At 38.3% G+C, this 17,715-nt stretch carries 15 protein-coding genes; 12 read left to right on the top strand and 3 right to left on the bottom strand.

Going from position 1 to position 17,715, the window contains the following annotated elements:
* Positions 1-185: 185 nt before the first annotated feature.
* Both SB49_RS07570 and SB49_RS07565 read right to left on the bottom strand, forming a co-directional pair.
* Positions 186-2,069, bottom strand: coding sequence for a M56 family metallopeptidase (locus tag SB49_RS07570; protein WP_082591084.1), 1,884 nt, complete (start codon positions 2,067-2,069; stop codon positions 186-188).
* Between the two features lies 1 nt (position 2,070).
* Positions 2,071-2,430, bottom strand: coding sequence for a BlaI/MecI/CopY family transcriptional regulator (locus tag SB49_RS07565; protein WP_062055351.1), 360 nt, complete (start codon positions 2,428-2,430; stop codon positions 2,071-2,073).
* Positions 2,431-2,592: 162 nt separating this feature from the next.
* Between SB49_RS07565 and SB49_RS07560 the strand changes: the two genes are divergently transcribed.
* The gene (locus tag SB49_RS07560; protein WP_062055349.1) at positions 2,593-3,531 is read left to right on the top strand and encodes a calcium/sodium antiporter; all 939 of its coding nucleotides are present in this window, start codon (positions 2,593-2,595) and stop codon (positions 3,529-3,531) included.
* 64 nt (positions 3,532-3,595) lie between these two features.
* On the opposite strand, the gene SB49_RS07555 is transcribed toward SB49_RS07560, so the two are convergent.
* On the bottom strand, positions 3,596-4,606 hold the full coding sequence (locus SB49_RS07555) for a glutamine synthetase beta-grasp domain-containing protein (RefSeq protein WP_062055347.1): 1,011 nt from the start codon (positions 4,604-4,606) through the stop codon (positions 3,596-3,598).
* 203 nt (positions 4,607-4,809) lie between these two features.
* On the opposite strand from SB49_RS07555, the gene SB49_RS07550 reads away from it, so the two are divergent.
* The 11 genes from SB49_RS07550 (at position 4,810) to SB49_RS07500 (ending at position 17,668) form a co-directional block, all read left to right on the top strand.
* Positions 4,810-6,996: a glutamine synthetase III family protein gene (locus SB49_RS07550; RefSeq protein WP_062055345.1), complete on the top strand. Its 2,187-nt coding sequence runs from the start codon at positions 4,810-4,812 to the stop codon at positions 6,994-6,996.
* Positions 6,997-7,528: 532 nt separating this feature from the next.
* Complete coding sequence (locus tag SB49_RS07545; protein ID WP_062055343.1) at positions 7,529-8,164, top strand: hypothetical protein; 636 nt, start codon at positions 7,529-7,531, stop codon at positions 8,162-8,164.
* A 72-nt stretch (positions 8,165-8,236) separates the two neighbouring features.
* Complete coding sequence (locus tag SB49_RS07540; RefSeq protein ID WP_082591083.1) at positions 8,237-9,208, top strand: hypothetical protein; 972 nt, start codon at positions 8,237-8,239, stop codon at positions 9,206-9,208.
* A 198-nt stretch (positions 9,209-9,406) separates the two neighbouring features.
* The gene (locus SB49_RS07535; RefSeq protein WP_062055340.1) at positions 9,407-10,204 is read left to right on the top strand and encodes a hypothetical protein; all 798 of its coding nucleotides are present in this window, start codon (positions 9,407-9,409) and stop codon (positions 10,202-10,204) included.
* Between the two features lie 4 nt (positions 10,205-10,208).
* Entirely contained in the window at positions 10,209-11,183 is a 975-nt protein-coding gene (locus SB49_RS07530) for a hypothetical protein (protein ID WP_162254205.1), read from the top strand.
* A 547-nt stretch (positions 11,184-11,730) separates the two neighbouring features.
* Entirely contained in the window at positions 11,731-12,255 is a 525-nt protein-coding gene (locus tag SB49_RS07525; protein ID WP_062055335.1) for a hypothetical protein, read from the top strand.
* Between the two features lie 16 nt (positions 12,256-12,271).
* Entirely contained in the window at positions 12,272-13,054 is a 783-nt protein-coding gene (locus SB49_RS07520; RefSeq protein ID WP_062055333.1) for a CsgE family curli-type amyloid fiber assembly protein, read from the top strand.
* A 4-nt stretch (positions 13,055-13,058) separates the two neighbouring features.
* Positions 13,059-13,454, top strand: coding sequence for a curli production assembly/transport component CsgF (locus SB49_RS07515; protein WP_062055332.1), 396 nt, complete (start codon positions 13,059-13,061; stop codon positions 13,452-13,454).
* A 7-nt stretch (positions 13,455-13,461) separates the two neighbouring features.
* Positions 13,462-14,868 (top strand): CsgG/HfaB family protein, encoded by a 1,407-nt coding sequence (locus tag SB49_RS07510; protein WP_062055330.1) that lies wholly within the window; start codon positions 13,462-13,464, stop codon positions 14,866-14,868.
* Between the two features lie 2 nt (positions 14,869-14,870).
* On the top strand, positions 14,871-16,382 hold the full coding sequence (locus SB49_RS07505) for a carboxypeptidase regulatory-like domain-containing protein (protein ID WP_062055328.1): 1,512 nt from the start codon (positions 14,871-14,873) through the stop codon (positions 16,380-16,382).
* A 107-nt stretch (positions 16,383-16,489) separates the two neighbouring features.
* Entirely contained in the window at positions 16,490-17,668 is a 1,179-nt protein-coding gene (locus SB49_RS07500; protein ID WP_062058980.1) for an AIR synthase related protein, read from the top strand.
* Positions 17,669-17,715: the final 47 nt, after the last annotated feature.

The following is a 17,715-nucleotide window of genomic DNA, read 5'->3' as shown; positions in this document are numbered from 1 at the left end:
AAGTTTGTAATTAAAAACGTATCAGATGTTGTAATCTGTAAGAGCTGAAGGGGGAGTTTGGCTCTTTTTTGGGATGCCTAGGGCATTGTAATGCACTAATTTATAAAAAAATATGGTTTCATCTTTTTTTACTTAAAAAAAAATTCGCTCTGGTTAAGAGCGAATTTTAATGAACCAAGCATAAATTATTGTTTCTTCTTCGTCCGAATTTTTATAACCGCAGTATTATTTTGTCCATCTGGATTTCCGTTATCATTTTCTTCTTTTAAAATGTCAACGGTGGCAATTTCATCTGGTGATAGTTTTTGCATTTCGGCCTTCGTAGATTCCTTGCCATCAATCATTATTTTTACATCTATGCTATCCGCCAAATTCATAAAGGTGGAGTGTATGACCTCTTCCTCATAGTCCTCGTCTAATTCCGCGTCCCCATCTTTCATTATAAAAACTGACTTTATTTTGCCCTTGCTTTTTTCATGGTCCATATGTATTCTCATTTGGTGGGATTCTCCATTTATCTTCATTTTTTCGTAATCTTCCGGCGATATTTTTTTCCCGTCAATTTCAATGGTCTTTTTACCATCTACTTCTTTAATTATTATCTTTTGGGATTTGTTGCCAGAGGACTCAATCCAAATATTATCCTCTCCATCACCTTTCTGTATTTTTTTAATAATAATTTCCTCATCATCATCCCCCTTTTCCATTTCTTCAAACTCTTCCCTGGTCATTTTTTTACCATTGACCATAATGGTTTCCTCACCATTTTCCTGTAAAATAACTACACGCTTTTCCTTGTCATTAAAAGTGAAGCTATTCTCCATGTCTCTTTTGGCACGATCAATCTCCTTTCTAATTTTTATATTCCTTGAATTGGCGTGCAAAGCATCAGACCTAAAGGTCATATCGCGTTCCCCGGACATAATAAACATGCCCCCATTATCATTGGTGCCGAACGTTACTGGGTCAATGCCGTCCTCTTCATTATAACTGGCTCTGACAATTCCCTTCTCTTTACCTTTATATTCAATTGTGATGGCGGAAATTTCTCCTGCCTTATTTCTTTTGAGGCCACTGTATTTTAATGTGCCTTCTTGGTTAGCTTTAATTTCCTTCTTAAGATCATCCAATTCTTTATTGGTTTGTTCTTTAGTGATGGTGAACACCACTTCCTGCTGTACTAACACTTCGCTGTTTTCTGTTCTGTATTGGGCCACGGTCTCTACATTGAAAAGGAAGATAAACCCAATGAGCATGGGAATGACCATAGCGTATTTCCACATTTGCTTTTTGTTTGATTTTTGTTTGTTTAACATGACGATTCGTTTTTTGATTAATGAATTAAAAAATGGATTTACAATTGAGAATTGATGACTTCCCATACTTGTTTTTAGCAGAAGATATTGATAGCTTTTTTTGTTTTGCTTGATTTCAGCTGTTTGATGGTCCGCTATAAATTCTAAATTTTGTTCCATGTAGGATTTATAGAGCCAAATGAATGGATTGAACCATAAAAAAATAGATACCATATGCATAAAGAGGATATCAAGGGAATGTGCACCTCTCACATGCGCCTTCTCATGGATCAGGATACTTGAAAGCTCCTCCTTGGAATAGGCAGGCTTGTGTAGGACGATATAGTTGAAAAATGAAAAAGGTGCTATATTTTGAGGTGATTCCACCATTTTAAAAGCTCCGATCTTTTTGATGTTGCTTTCCCGGAGTAACTTTTTTAAGGATAATAATTGAACGATAAATCGGGCCAATAAAATGACGCATCCCATTCCATATAAGAGAAGCAATACCCCAGGCCAATTAAAAGGCTCCTGGTATTCCTGGGGAGCTATTTGAAATGCACTACTGGTCTCTTGAAGATATAGGGGTGCATTTACCCATATGGTTTTGGTGAAAGTCACCAAGGGCAGTACTATGGCGAAGAAAATACCCGACAATAAAAAAATACGATTCGATTTGAACGAAGTTTCTTTTTGAAGCATCACGGCATAGCATAAGAGAAATAGAAGAACTATGCCCGATGATTTTAATAGGTATATTATAAAAGGTTCCATATTATTTGCTCTTTTCGATGAGGTTAATAATTTCTTTCAATTCCGCGACAGAGATCTTATCTTCCTTGGCGAAAAAGGATACCATGCTTTTATAGGAGTTGTCATAATAGTCTGCCAACGTGGAGTTTATATATTTTTTCCGATAATCCTCCTTAGTGATCAATGGATAATATCTGTGGGTGTTTCCAAAAGCTTCGTGTGATACATACTTTTTGTCTTCCAGATTACGAACAATGGTGGACAGGGTGTTGTAATGGGGTTGGTCATCTTTTATTTCTGCCATGATTTCCTTAACAAAGGCCTTTTTTAACTGCCAAAGTATTTTCATGATCTCCTCTTCCTTATTGGTAAGCTTTTGCATGATCCCTTTTGTTTTTTATCAAACCTAAAACTAAAATAATAGTTATACAACTAAATTAATAGTTATTTAACTAAAAAAATAGTAGAATAAAAGCGGTAAGTTCTGTCCGGGCTTCGTTTTGATTGGGATTGTTCTTCTATATTTACAAATAAAAAAATATGAATGCAGAATTTATTATTCGTTATCTCTGGACTCCTATTTTTAATCTTGGGAGGTAATTGGTTGTTAAAAGCAGCAGTGGCAATTTCCTTACGGCTCAATATTCCAAAGATTGTAGTGGGAATGACCGTGGTTTCTTTTGCTACATCCGCTCCAGAATTAATTGTTAGCGTCAATGCTGCCTTGGATGGATTCCCGGATCTGGCCCTTGGTAATGTGGTTGGGTCCAATATTGCGAATCTAGGACTTGTTTTGGCGATAACGGTAATCCTGGGCCCCATCAACGTGCGTAAAAACTTTTACACCACAAATTGGCCGGTAATGATGTTGGCTTCCTTGATATTTTTTGCTTTTATTTATTTTGATGGGCAGTTGCAGCAAACCGAGGGAATTGCCATGGTGGTATTCCTCTTCTTGTTTTTGGTCTATTTATTAAGATACCAAAAAACTGCTGTCGTGGATGAAATGCCAGAGGATGATGTCCTTTTGCCGCATTATAAGACCCTTTTGTTTTTGGGGCTTGGTGGAGTTGGACTCTGGGGTGGATCTGAGTTGTTGATAGATGGTGCGGTGGGATTGGCAACCTTTTATGGGGTTAGTGATAGGGTTGTGGCAGTCACCGTAGTGTCTGTGGGTACAAGTATCCCGGAATTGGCTGCCTCAGTTATTGCTGTCATTAAAAAGGAAAAGGCAATATCGCTAGGCAATCTAATAGGTTCCAATATTTTCAATTTGTTGGCTGTATTGGGTATAACGGCAATTATAACACCAATTACGGTTATGGATCAAGGCCTTTTAAGCAGTGATATCTTTTGGATGTTGGGCATATCATTTTTGATTCTTCCCTTGGTGTTCTTTCCAAAAGGTTTGCGGCTGGGTTGGCGGGATGGCTTGGTGCTCTTGGCATTTTATCTTGCCTTTATCTACCATACCATATCATAAAAAAAAACGGCCTTTGGAATTCCAAGGGCCGTTTTGGGTCATCAACAATTAATTTATTTTGTGCTTAAATCTTGGCAGTTTTCACTGTTTTTACGATTCTTCCTGCAATCTTATATGGGTCACCGTTAGAAGCTGGCCTTCTGTCTTCCAACCATCCTTTCCATCCTTTTTGAACGGTGATGATAGGAATTCTAATAGAAGCTCCCCTGTCGGAAACACCGTAGCTAAAGTCATGTATAGATGCGGTTTCATGTTTCCCTGTTAAACGTTGGTCGTTGAACTCACCGTAAACGGCAATGTGTTCAGCAGTTACTGGTCTAAAGGCTTCACAGATCTTCTCGTAAACTTCTTTGGAACCACAAGTTCTTAAAGTGGTATTGGAGAAGTTGGCGTGCATACCGGAACCGTTCCAATCCCCTTTTACTGGTTTTGGGTGGTATTCAATATAGTAACCATATTTTTCTGTTAAACGATCCAATAAGTATCTGGCAACCCAGATCTCATCTCCCGCTTTTTTGGCACCTTTGGCAAACAATTGGAATTCCCACTGTCCACTGGCAACCTCTTGGTTGATCCCTTCAAAGTTTAATCCAGCAGCAATACATAGATCAGCGTGTTCTTCAACAAATGCTCTTCCATGGGTATTTCTACCACCAACAGAACAGTAATACATTCCTTGAGGTCCAGGATATCCACCAACGGGGAATCCTAATGGTAGTTGAGTTGTTTTATCCATGATAAAATATTCCTGCTCGAAACCAAACCAGAAATCACCATCTTCATCGTCTATACTAGCTCTAGAATTTGATATGTGTGGGGTTCCATCAGGGTTTAAAACTTCTGTCATTACTATGTATCCATTCTTCCTAGCAGGGTCTGGATATATGGCAACAGGCTTTAAAAGGCAATCAGAAGATCCTCCTTCAGCTTGTTTTGTAGAACTGCCATCGAAAGACCAAATAGCACAATCTTCCAATTTACCACTAAAATCATCTTCAACTTTAGTTTTGCTTCTCAGGTTGGCTGTTGGCTCGTAACCGTCCAACCAAATGTACTCTAATTTTGACTTGCTCATAATCTTGGTAGTTAATTTTAATCTTAAAGACAGGCAAAAATATAATTTTTCAGTTACCTATCTAAATTTTAAGGGGGTAATTGTGTTAAATAGTACTATTATTTTATTTACCCTTATGATATTTGGGGTATTTTGATTTAAATTTATTTTTTAGTCCATAAATTATTAAATCCTTAATTTTGCGCAAAACATAAATGCATCATATGTCCAAGCTAAGATTTTCATCCATAAAGGAAAGTAATAATAGAAATCGGATTGCCATTGAGGAGAAAGGCAGACGTTCGGAACTTTTCGGGATCAATGTTTTCAATGAAGATAAAATGCTGCAGTTTTTAACCAGAGAGGCTTATGACAGGGTTAAAGGGGCCATCTATTCCGGATCCAAAATAGATCGAAAGATTGCCGATCAAGTGGCAGAAGGGATGAAAGCCTGGGCAATTACCATGGGGGCTACCCATTATACCCATTGGTTCCAGCCTTTGACCGGAGCTACAGCAGAAAAACACGATGCATTCTTTGATCTTCTGCCCGATGGTAAGGCGCTTGAAAAATTTGGCGGAGGACAATTGGTACAGCAGGAGCCCGATGCCTCCAGCTTTCCGCACGGAGGTATCCGTAATACATTTGAGGCCAGAGGGTATACCGCGTGGGATCCAACTTCGCCCGCTTTTATCTATGGTTCTACCCTATGTATCCCTACAATATTCGTATCCTATACCGGGGAGGCCTTGGATAACAAGGCACCTTTATTAAGAGCATTGAGTGCTGTTGATGAGGCGGCAACAGCAGTTGCCAAATATTTTGATAAAAATGTTTCCAAGGTCAATGCGACCTTAGGTTGGGAGCAGGAATACTTTTTGGTAGACAAGGCTTTGGCATATTCACGCCCAGATATATTATTGACCGGGAGGACCTTGGTGGGCAATTCTGCCGCCAAAGGCCAGCAATTGGACGATCACTATTTTGGCGTGATTCCTAGCAGGGTACTCAGTTTTATGAGCGATTTGGAAAAGGAGTGTACTAAGTTGGGAATTCCAGTGAAGACCCGTCATAACGAGGTAGCACCCAATCAATTTGAATTGGCACCGGTATTTGAGGAGGCCAATTTGGCGGTAGACCACAACCTATTATTAATGGACGTCATGGAAAAGATAGCCGATAAGCATAGCTTTAAGGTGCTTTTCCATGAAAAACCCTTTGCCGGAATCAACGGATCAGGGAAACATAACAACTGGTCATTGGCGACGGACACCGGTGTGAATCTATTAAGTCCAGGTTCCACCCCCATGAAAAACCTACAGTTTTTAACCTTTTTTATAAATACCATCAAGGCGGTAGATACCTATGAGGAACTCTTGAGATCTTCCATAGCTTCCGCCAGTAATGATCATAGGTTAGGGGCCAATGAAGCGCCACCGGCCATTTTCTCCATCTTTATAGGAAAACAATTAAGTGATGTTCTGGATGAGTTGGAAGGGGTTTCCCAAGGGAAATTATCCCCAGAGGAAAAGACAGAGCTTAAACTGAATGTAGTGGGGAAAATTCCGGAGATCTTGTTGGATAACACAGATAGGAACCGTACCTCCCCTTTTGCCTTTACGGGTAATAAATTTGAGATGCGTGGGGTAGGATCAAAGTCCAACTGTGCCAAACCAATGACCATCCTCAATACGATAGTGGCGAAACAATTGATTGCCTTTAAGAAGGAGGTAGATGCATTGATAGACAAAAAGAGCCTTAAAAAGGACGAGGCAGTTTTTAATATCCTAAGGGAGTATATCAAAACCTCCAAGAAAATTAGGTTCGAAGGGGATGGTTATAGCGAGGAATGGGAAAAAGAGGCCAAAAGAAGAAAACTGAGCAATAATAAATCCACGCCCCAAGCCTTACAAATTTTGACATCCAAGGAAAGTTTGGCATTGTTAAAGTCCATGAACGTCATGAGCGAAGTGGAGGTAAAGGCTAGGCAAGAAGTGGAATTAGAGGCTTATATATTGCATTTGCAAATAGAGGGCAGAATGTACAATGAGATTGTATATAACTATTTGATACCTGCGGCCATTGCCTATCAGAACAAGCTTATTAAAAATGTAATGGGGCTCAAGGATATCTATGGTGCGGCCCATAAAACGTTTACAGAAGGACAGTTGTCCATTATAGAAAACATAGCAGAGAATATCAGCGCCTTAAAGAAAAAGACAGATGCCATGACAGAGGCCAGAAAAAGTGCCAATGTACTGACAGATGTTAATAAAAAGGCATTTGCCTACTGTGATAATGTGCGCCCTTATTTTGAGGAGATAAGAATTCATTGTGATAAATTGGAACGTTTGGTAGATGACCAGCTCTGGCCATTGACCAAATACAGGGAGCTTTTGTTCATTAAATAGTCCCTTTTGGTATATGAATTGTAAAAGCCCACTTTTTTGTGGGCTTTTTTTATGTGATAGCAGTAAAATTTCCTACACGTATAATTGCTAATGTATCACTAATTAAGCTAATAATTTATGTAATTATCATTTTTGGTATATAAAAAATCCCACATTCGTAAATTTTGTCTGACAGAAAATTTACTTCATAGTGTTTTTTCTGTAAGAATTTAACAGAATATGGTTGTTTGCCGAGTTAACTAACGATACATCGAAATATAACTTTAACTACAACGATGTAGTGTAAATTCGACAGAGGTTAAATAAAAAATGAGGAGTAAATTTAAAGCCCTGAAAATCAGGCATTTATTTTCCAATTTTATATTACTTCCCCCGTATTACGCATTATTAGTTTTTGAAAAAAGATACCCCAACTATCTTATCAAATACGATTACTTGTCACATGGTTTTTCTTTTATGCGCTTTGCGTCTATTGAAAAAGCACCCTTAATGAAATAAGAAGTAGGAGTTTAACTTCTTCAAGTAACGTTTTATGATAAGAATAATTACAAGTATTTTATTAGTGTTTTTGGCTTCTTTTGCCATTGCTCAAGAAAATAGCAGTACTTCAGAACAGATAGGTATTACTAATACCTCCATAACAGATCAATCTGGTTTTAATAATGATGCTTTTCTATCACAAGTTGGAAACAACAATTTCAGTGAAATAGAGCAAGTACGCACCAATGCCATTGCTGAAGTGACTCAATTAGGAGATGGTCATTACAATGATATCTACCAAGATTCTTATGGTAATGATAGGGCTTTTGTACTGCAGCAAGGTACCGACCAAACCAGTTATGTGGCGCAGGAAAGTGGTGCGGGTAATTTAGCTGATGTAGACCAGGATGGTAATGGGCATAACAGTACCATATTCCAAAGAGGAGATATAGATGAGGCTTGGGTGTTTCAACGAGGAGTTGGGAATACAAGCATTATTAGCCAAGATACAGGTCCTATTACTAGTAAGGCTAACCTCCTGCAAGATGGCACAGGCCACATGAGCACCATAGTACAAACGGGAGCCGGTGGGCACCAGGCCACGGTGAACCAAACAGGAAACATGCAATTCAGTATTGTATGTCAGCACGGTATGGGAAATATTGCCAATGTAACACAAAGTAATTGAAGATAACGGGCAGTTAAATCCTATAAAAAGGAGTTGCCAAATTAATTAACCCTTTAACTAAATTTAATTTTTATGAAAAAAGTAATTTTTTGCGGAACAGCGCTCATGATTTGTAGTCTGGCTCTTGCACAAACAAATGACAGTTATGTTTCACAGGTTGGAACTGGTAATTACGGTAATGTTACACAAACAGGTTCCTTAAATGATTCTGATATAAATGTCCTTGGAGATAATAATGGAACCGATGTTACTCAATTGGGAAGTTCAAATATTTCTGAAGCAATTATTGAAGGTGATGATAATTCCATTACAATTTTTCAAGACGGAATTTTAAACAGCAGCACTTTAAACGTCTTTGGCGATGCTAATTTGGCTGATGTCAATCAATTTGGAAACGACAATATTTCCCTTATTGATCAAATTGACGGTTCTGCAGGAAACAGTGCTTTTGTAGATCAAGATGGTTATTTCCAAGACAGTAAAATCACACAAAAAGGAGGAAATGATAATTTGGCAACTGTAGTGCAGATTGGTTCTGCAAAAAATGAAAGTAGAATAACCCAGCAGGATGCTTCTTTAAGTTCTGCCGATGTATATCAGAATGGTGAAGGAAATATCAGTAATGTTAGAATGGTAGGCGGTACAAATAATACTGTTGATATAGATCAAGATGGCACAAATCATAATAGCCGTGTGAGTAATGCCTTTGGTGCGGATAATTCGGTTACTGTAGATCAAAATGGTTTAGGTGGTCATAAAAGTAATGCAGAACAATTTGCTACTTATGGAAGTTCAATTACGGTAACTCAAACAGGTGATGGCTTACGTCACGACAGTTTTGTGCGACAAGAACTTGGCACTGCAAATATGGCGAATGTTACACAAAATGGTTCAGGACAATGGAGCAGTGTAAGACAAAGAGGTCAACCACACCCAGCTGGTGGTGGCAACATGGCTACAGTTAATCAAATGGGTGACATGCATATGAGTACAGTAATTCAAACTGGTGCTGCCAATGTAGTAACTGTTACCCAAAGCAATTAATGCTTTAAGTGATGATGAAACTGTATATAGGTGTTGCTAAACAAGAAAGTAGGATATTTTAAGATTCTGTGACAAGAGGTGATTTTGATGGTGTTGTCACCAATGTAACACTAAGTAATTTAAAATAACAGGAAGTCAAATCCAATAAAAAGGAGCTGTAAATAAAATTAATTAACCTTTTAACTAAATACGAATATTATGAAAAAAGTAATTTTTTGCGCAGCAGCGCTAATGGCGGGCAGCATGGTTTTTGCACAAACAAACACCAGTAATGTTACCCAGATGGGTACCGGAAATTATGGTACAGTAGATCAGGTCGGGACAATGAATATGTCTAACGTTGATGTAAATGGAAACACCAATGGTGTTGATATCGATCAATCGGGTGCTAATAATTCTTCAGATCACGATGTCTATCCAGATGCTACCTATGGTGGGGGAGATAACAACTGGGTGAAAGTAGATCAAGTTGGTACTGATAATATTTCTGTAACACTTCAGACTGGAAACAATTTTTCCGCTGATGTAAAACAGGATGGTTCAGGTCACATGAGTACAGTGAATCAACTTCATTTTGACGGCCTGTATGATGGAGCTGGAGGTGTCTGGGTTGAACAATATGGTACTAATCAGGAGAGTTTAGTAGAACAAGCAGGAGTTGCTGGTGGCAGAGCCTATGTTAAACAGTATAATGCGAATAACATCAGTGCTATATATCAGCAAAGTGAGGACGAACTTGCCAGGGTTACGCAGTACGGAGATATGAATGATAGTTATGTTTCTCAGAATGCATCTCTTGACGTGAATGGTGGTCTAGCCACTTTTTCAAATGTTGCAGATGTTTGGCAGGATGGAGTTGAAAATACCAGTAGTGTAACGCAAGATGGCTTCGGCGGTGAAAATGTTGCTAATATTCAGCAATATGGAAATACACACAATAGTGTATTGACCCAGACTGGTATTGGTAATAATATGACGGTTATCCAAAATGATTAATAATATGAAAAAGATAATTTTTTATGCAATAGCGTTAATGATTAGTACTGTTGCATTTGCTCAATCTAACACCAGTAATGGTAGTCAGATAGGAAATGGCAATAGCGCCACTGTAGATCAAATAGGTAATGCGAACATAAGCAACTTGGATGTAATTGGTAATAGTAATATTATCGATATTGATCAGGTTGGTTTTATGAATGATAGTGATGCAGATATCACTAATGGTTCAGGAAATACTGGGACTGTTAACCAAGATGGTGAAAACCAATTTTCTATGATAAATGTTACCGGCGATGTCAATGGTGCATTTGTAACTCAAACGGGAAACTCTAATACCAGTGACATTTCTCAATCTGGTAGTTTTAATTCTGCCACCGTGACACAATCAGAGGATCCCGATGATTACAATGTAATTGCGTGGCCACATGATAGTGATATCACCCAATCGGGAGATGGAAATGCTGCCATTGTGGTACAAGAACAATTTGAACATACCAGTACAATTACCCAATCTGGAGGCGGTAATAATGCTGATGTTTATCAGGGTGGCTTTTGGTTAAATAACAGTAATGTTGAACAATCTGGAGACGGTAATGAAGCTATTGTTGATCAAGGTACGGTACCGTATGATGCTGCCTATAATATGAGTGATGTAAACCAGTCTGGCACAGATAATAGGTCTGAAGTTTTACAAATCGGAGAATCTCATGAAAGTAATATTGATCAATCTGGTGAAGGTGCTTTAGCAACCGTGAATCAAGATGGTGATTCTCATAATAGTGATGTTACACAGAGTAGCCTGCTTTATGCAGATACCACATTGGTTAACCAGTGGGGTTCCTTACAAGAGAGTGATGTCATTCAGTCAGGTGATGGTGGTCATAGCGCTACAGTGACCCAGTCGGGATCTGATCATTACAGTATTGTAACACAGTCCGGGATGGGGCAAGGTATTACAGTGACCCAGAATAATTAATGTGAATTAATCTGACCGGTGGTATTTTCATACAGATTTACCGCCGGTTTTTTTAATAGATCAGATATGTTTTTTAGAATTATTCAATTTGCACAAATGAGTTCTGGAAAGTAAAAATGAAAGGTTGCATATCCTTCATTATTAATAAGATGATACAACTGTAATTGTTGTCCAAGAATGTCATAGTAATAATAGAGAAGTTTGGTAAAAAGTGGGTCCATAACTTCAAATTTACACAACCTTATGAATTTAATATGTCTGAAATTTTTCACAAAAAGAATCAGCAGTTAAAATAATACTGTTATGTAAGATGTGATAAATAGCGTTCTTCTGTTTCCCAAACTGATATTTATGGTAATTTGAGTAACATAAACCAAATAGAAATTAATAATGCTTCAACATTATTTAACTATGAATTTTTACAAATATTATTCTATTGGTTTTAAATTAGGACCTATAATAAAATTATAATTAATATTATCCCATTTAATAGGCTCTACAAGTTTATAGAAAAAAGTGTATATTACAAAACTGTAACATTGGTCACATGAAAAACATAATCTTTTTTGTTCTTTTAATAGTTGTTGTATTGGCACAAACCGCACAGGGCCAAAGCAATTCGGATACCAATGTGCCTGCATCTATTCAGGACTTGACAACACCAAGCGATCAGCTGAACATACTAAATGAACAATTTAGTGGAAGAACTGCACAAATAAACGAATTCAATGACAACAGAGTTTTTATTACACAAGCAGGGGTTAACAATGAAACATCTGTAACCACAGATGCCACCAATAGTCTTGTGGTGCTGCGACAAAATGGAGTTGACAATGCCATGCAGCTAAATTTAAGGGCCACTACAATAGACTATGAGGCCACACAGTCCGGTAATAATAACTTACTTTTAGATTTCAGTAATGGTACTACTACCCAATTGCTACAACGTAAAATAATCCAAACAGGAAATGGTCAAAATTTGGTGATTCATGGAAATAATGCTTTGTCGGACAGAATGGAGATTCGTATGAACAATGGCGGACAGTCCATAATCATTAGAAATACCAACTAAAATTTTTGCACCCCAAATGCTATTCAAAAACCTAAAAAAAGCTTTATTTATTATTTGGATTTTACTATCCATCCAACTTCAAGCTCAAATTTTCAATACGGAAGTGGAGGCCAAAATTAAGGTGTCACCTCAAGGAAATATCTATACCCTTACCGGTTCGGCACTAAATAAGACAGATTTAAACAAGAGCTTGTCTTATAGCATGTCCGTTATAAAAAATAACAAGAATCAGGAAACTTCTTCAAAAACTGATCAGAAGGGTCTTTTTGTATTGGAACCCAACGAACGAAAAAATCTATCTTCATCAACAATAAATGCTGAAGAAGATCAACGTATCATCGTCTTTCTACTTATCTATCAAGATTCCCTAGTAGTGGGTAAGGATAGGATAGTAATTAATGGCCTGGAAGGTGAGGACAACCTGCAACCAATGGTGATTCGTGAAGGGGAAGAATTGGATATAAATGAAGCACCGGATAATGAGGTTGACGTCGTATTACTAAAGGGATTGGTGATGGAAGATACCAAAACCAAACCAGGTCGTGATTTTTATAAATTCTTTTATAATTCATATACCGCCAATAATATCAACGGGGAAGAAATTGTAAAAGTACAGGAGGTGCTGGCAATGGGCAGTAATACCCAATTAAAGATATGGGTAGGCCAAGATATTGTGGCCCAGTTCTTTTTAAATCCAAGGGCAAGTTTTTTAAAAGAAAAGGCAGAACAGTCCGTATACCTAGTAAATAGACATCTCATAGGATTAAAGGAAGCAAAAAAACAAAAAATACGATATTAGGGATATGAAAAAACTTCTCTTCGCCTCATTACTATTGTTTACAGCTATCGGTTTTAGCCAACAATTAGTTTACACACCAAAAAATCCAAATTTTGGAGGCAATACTTTTAACTATCAATGGTTGTTGAGTTCTGCCACGGCACAAAACTCTTTTACTGAGGAAAGTCAATCCAATGCTACAAAATCCGAATTGGAACGCTTCCAAGAAAGTCTTAATAGACAGATTTTGGGACAACTCTCCAGATCCGCATTTACTTCGGAATTTCAAGATGGACTTAAAGAGGGGACATTTAATATAGGGAGCCTGGTATTGGAGATCTTTGAAACAGGAGAGGGTTTGGTCATCAATATATTGGATGTGAATACAGGTGAGCAAACTCAAATTATTGTTCCAAATTAAGGTGTGTATGTATAAAAAAACAGGTATTGCAGTAATATGTACAATAACTTTTTTGTTAACCGGATGCGGGGCATATTTCAACCAACCCTATAAAGTACAAGATGCCAGGATAGGAGAGTTGGCATCTAAGACCCAAATTTTAAGGGATTTTCCCCTACCATTTGAGCAAGTAGTGGTTGGTGTTTATAATTTCAAAGACCAGACCGGGCAATACAAAGCCATGGAGAATGGTAGTTCTTTTAGTACTGCTGTATCACAAGGAGCAACCACTATGCTGATCCAAGCCCTGGAAGATTCAAAATGGTTTACACCTATTGAACGTGAAAACCTGTCCAACTTATTAAATGAAAGAAATATTATCCGTTCCACTAGGGATGAGTTTCAGAAAAGGACCAATACCCCCCAGCCGGCACTTCCACCATTGTTGTATGCCGGGGTGCTTTTAGAAGGTGGTGTTGTCTCGTATGATTCCAATGTTATAACTGGAGGTGTAGGGGCGCGTTATTTTGGAGCAGGAGGGTCTACCCAGTATCGGGAAGATCGTATATCAATATATTTAAGGGCGGTATCTACCAGTAACGGAAAAATATTAAAAACGGTTTATGTTTCCAAAACTATCCTATCACAATCCGTTGATGCAAGTTTGTTCAGATATGTGAGTTTTCAACGATTATTGGAAGCAGAAACTGGATTTACAAAAAACGAACCCGTACAATTGGCTATGAAGGATGCCATTGAAAAGGCTGTGGAAGGTTTAATTATTGAAGGGATAGAAGCTGGGCTTTGGACTTCTGCAGATGGCGGCCTAACCAATAAAAAGCTAATGGATGCCTATAAGGCCGAAAAGGAATATGAGGAATCCACCCTTTTGTACGATAGGAAACAAATGCCTGTTAATTCTAAAAATGCATTGATTTTCAATGCTACCGCTCCACGATTGAATGCGGATCTTTCAAAGAAAAGCCTTGGAATAGGTGGTTCTGTGGCGTATTCCAGAGTCTTATCACCACATGCCAACCTGAATTTGGATCTCGGTTATTTATACGTTACCGGTGGTTCTTCTTTTTTCAGAGAGTATATGTCCTCCAGTCTTAATTTGGAACTTAACATATTGCCATTTGATAAACTTGCCCCTTTTATTTATGGTGGTGGAGGTGTGATATTTGATATTCACAATAGGGAAGGTGAAGATGTGGATAAATTGATATCACCTAAACTGCAAGTTGGAGTAGGGATAAACACTTATGTATCCGACCATATTGATATCCGCTTTTTTGCAGAAAGCAATTTCACGTTTACCGATGAACTAGATAATGCAGTGAACGGTAAAAGGGATGATTATTATTACAATTTTGGGGTCGGACTGAAATACAAGTTCGGGCTTAAAAAGACTAATGCGGAGATAAAGGAATAATTATGAGAAAAAATAATTTATATCTATTGGTATTTGTGTTTGCATTCATTTTTACGGGATGCGAAGAAGAGTCGATATCCGACAATGCCTTTGGTTCTTTGACAGGTACAGTTGTCTCAAAAGGGAAAAATGTTCCATTGTCGAATGCGAAAATTTCCACAACCCCTGTGTCCACGACGGTTTTTACCGATGCCGATGGTAATTTTATCATTGAAGATATTGCCGTGGGTAAATATTCTGTTCAAGCTGATGTGGAAGATTTTCAAACTTCGTTTGAGGCAGCAACAATAATTCAAGCCAAGACCGTAAATATTGTTTTTGAGCTTGATTCCTTGGATTCGCAAAATCTATTGCCCTTGGCGCCTAAATTGCTTTCACCGCTTGATAAGGCCCAGGAGGTTCCCGTAAAAACAGAATTTGTATGGTCATCCTCGGATACAGATGATGATGTAATAAATTACACTTTGGAACTAAGAAATGGTTCTACGAACGAAGTTGTGGTATATGAAGCTTTAAAGGATACCACTTTAGCTGTAGAAAACTTATCTATTGGGGTCAATTATTTTTGGCAGGTATCGGCAGATGACGGTATTAATGCTCCGGTAAAAAGTGCCTTAAGTGGTTTTGCCACTAAAGGGGCTATAAACAATCGTTTTTTCTATGTCCGTTCTGTTGAGAGCAATAACGTAATTTATTCAGGTAGCGAACCTCTTGGAAACGGAGAAACAAACCAGAATGAGTTGCAATTGACAAATGCTAATACAAATAGTTACAGGCCTATCAAGAACAATACAGTTGATAAAATAGCTTTTTTACGTACTGTCGGAACTTCTGCTCATATTTTTACGATGAATCCTGACGGAACTAGTGTAAAACAGGTCACAAGTGCTGTGTCGGTTGCCGGATTTAGACAAGAAGATTTGGAATTTTCGTGGTATGATAATGGAGCAAAACTGTATTATCCCAATTTTAATAAATTATACTCCATAAATCTTGATGGTTCTGGTAATTCACTGGCCTATGAAGTTGCCAACGGCACTTTTATTAGTGAAGTCGCCGTAAATGGTACTAATAATTTGGTAGCTATAAAAACCAATAGTGCGAACGGTTATAATGCGAGGATTGTAGTGGTGGACTTGTCTACCGGAATAGAACAAAATATTGTCATAGAAGGTCAATTAGGGGCATTGGGTGGATTGGATTTCTCTGTAGACGGAACAAAGGTTTTATACACAAGAGATGTGTCAGGAGTTGAGAATACGGAATATAGACAATTGGACTCTCGTATTTTTGAATACAATTTGGGTAATGGAACTAGCGTGGAAATAAATACGAATAAGACCGCAGGCACCAATAATTCGGATCCCAAATATTCCCCGGATGAAGGCAGTATAATATTTGCCAATTCATCCAATGATGGAATTTCGGAAAAGAGAATATTCAGAACAAAATCGAGTGAATCCAATGGTAGACAAGTATTGTTTACAAATGCCTATATGCCAGACTGGCAATAGGATTCAGAAATAGAATTTTCATTTTAAATGAAACCATAATGTAAAAGCCCACTTTTTTGTGGGCTTTTTTTATGGATTGCCCTATTTTTGTGCCAAACAACAGATCCATGGGTTCATCCAATAGTGAAAGATATAAGCAAAGAGGGGTTTCCGCTTCCAAAGAAGATGTGCACAATGCCATTAAAAACATAGACAAAGGCTTGTTTCCAAAGGCCTTTTGTAAAATAGTCCCTGATTATCTGACCAATGATAAGGACTATTGTTTGGTAATGCATGCCGATGGAGCCGGGACCAAATCTTCCTTGGCCTATATGTATTGGAAAGAAACCGGGGATATCTCCGTGTGGAGAGGCATTGCCCAAGACGCCCTGATCATGAATGTGGACGACCTAATCTGTGTTGGAGCTACGGATAATATCATGCTCTCGTCTACCATTGGACGAAATAAAAACTTAATTCCTGGAGAGGTCCTATCGGCCATTATCAATGGTACTGAGGACCTTATTGCCGACCTTAGGGAACATGGGATCACCATCCATTCTACGGGTGGGGAAACTGCCGATGTAGGGGATTTGGTGCGGACCATTATTGTGGATTCCACCGTAACTGCAAGAATGAAGCGCAGTGAAGTGATCGACAATGCGAATATCAGACCAGGGGATGTGATTGTTGGTTTGGAATCTTTTGGACAGGCCACTTACGAAAAGGAATACAACGGCGGAATGGGAAGTAACGGACTTACCTCGGCCAGACATGATGTTTTCTCAAAATATTTGGCCGATAAATATCCGGAAAGTTATGATCATGCCGTACCATCGGACTTGGTGTACTCAGGGAATGTAAAATTGACGGATGAGGTGCCAGAATCGCCTTTGGACGCCGGGAAATTGGTGTTGTCACCAACTAGGACCTATGCGCCAATCGTTAAAAAGATATTAAACAAATACACCGCCAATGATATTCATGGAATGGTACACTGCAGTGGTGGGGCGCAGACCAAAATCCTACACTTCATAGATAAGCTGCATGTAGTGAAAGACAATCTTTTCCCGGTACCGCCTTTGTTCAAATTAATACAGGAACAATCCAAGACCGATTGGAAGGAAATGTACCAGGTATTCAACTGTGGCCACCGTCTGGAATTTTATGTCAATGAGGCCATTGCACAAGATATTATTGCCGTATCCAAAAGTTTTGGGGTAGATGCTAAAATAGTGGGAAGGGTAGCCGAAAATGATACCAAAAAACTCACTATAAAAAGCGAATACGGAACCTTCCAATATTAAGGTATACGAATCTTCCATTTTAAACGTTGTCTTATAATAAGGTAACA

Source organism: Sediminicola sp. YIK13 (genome assembly GCF_001430825.1).
Lineage (GTDB): Bacteria > Bacteroidota > Bacteroidia > Flavobacteriales > Flavobacteriaceae > Sediminicola.
Note: the sequence above shows the minus strand (reverse complement) of the source record. Positions and strands in the feature narration are given on the sequence as shown.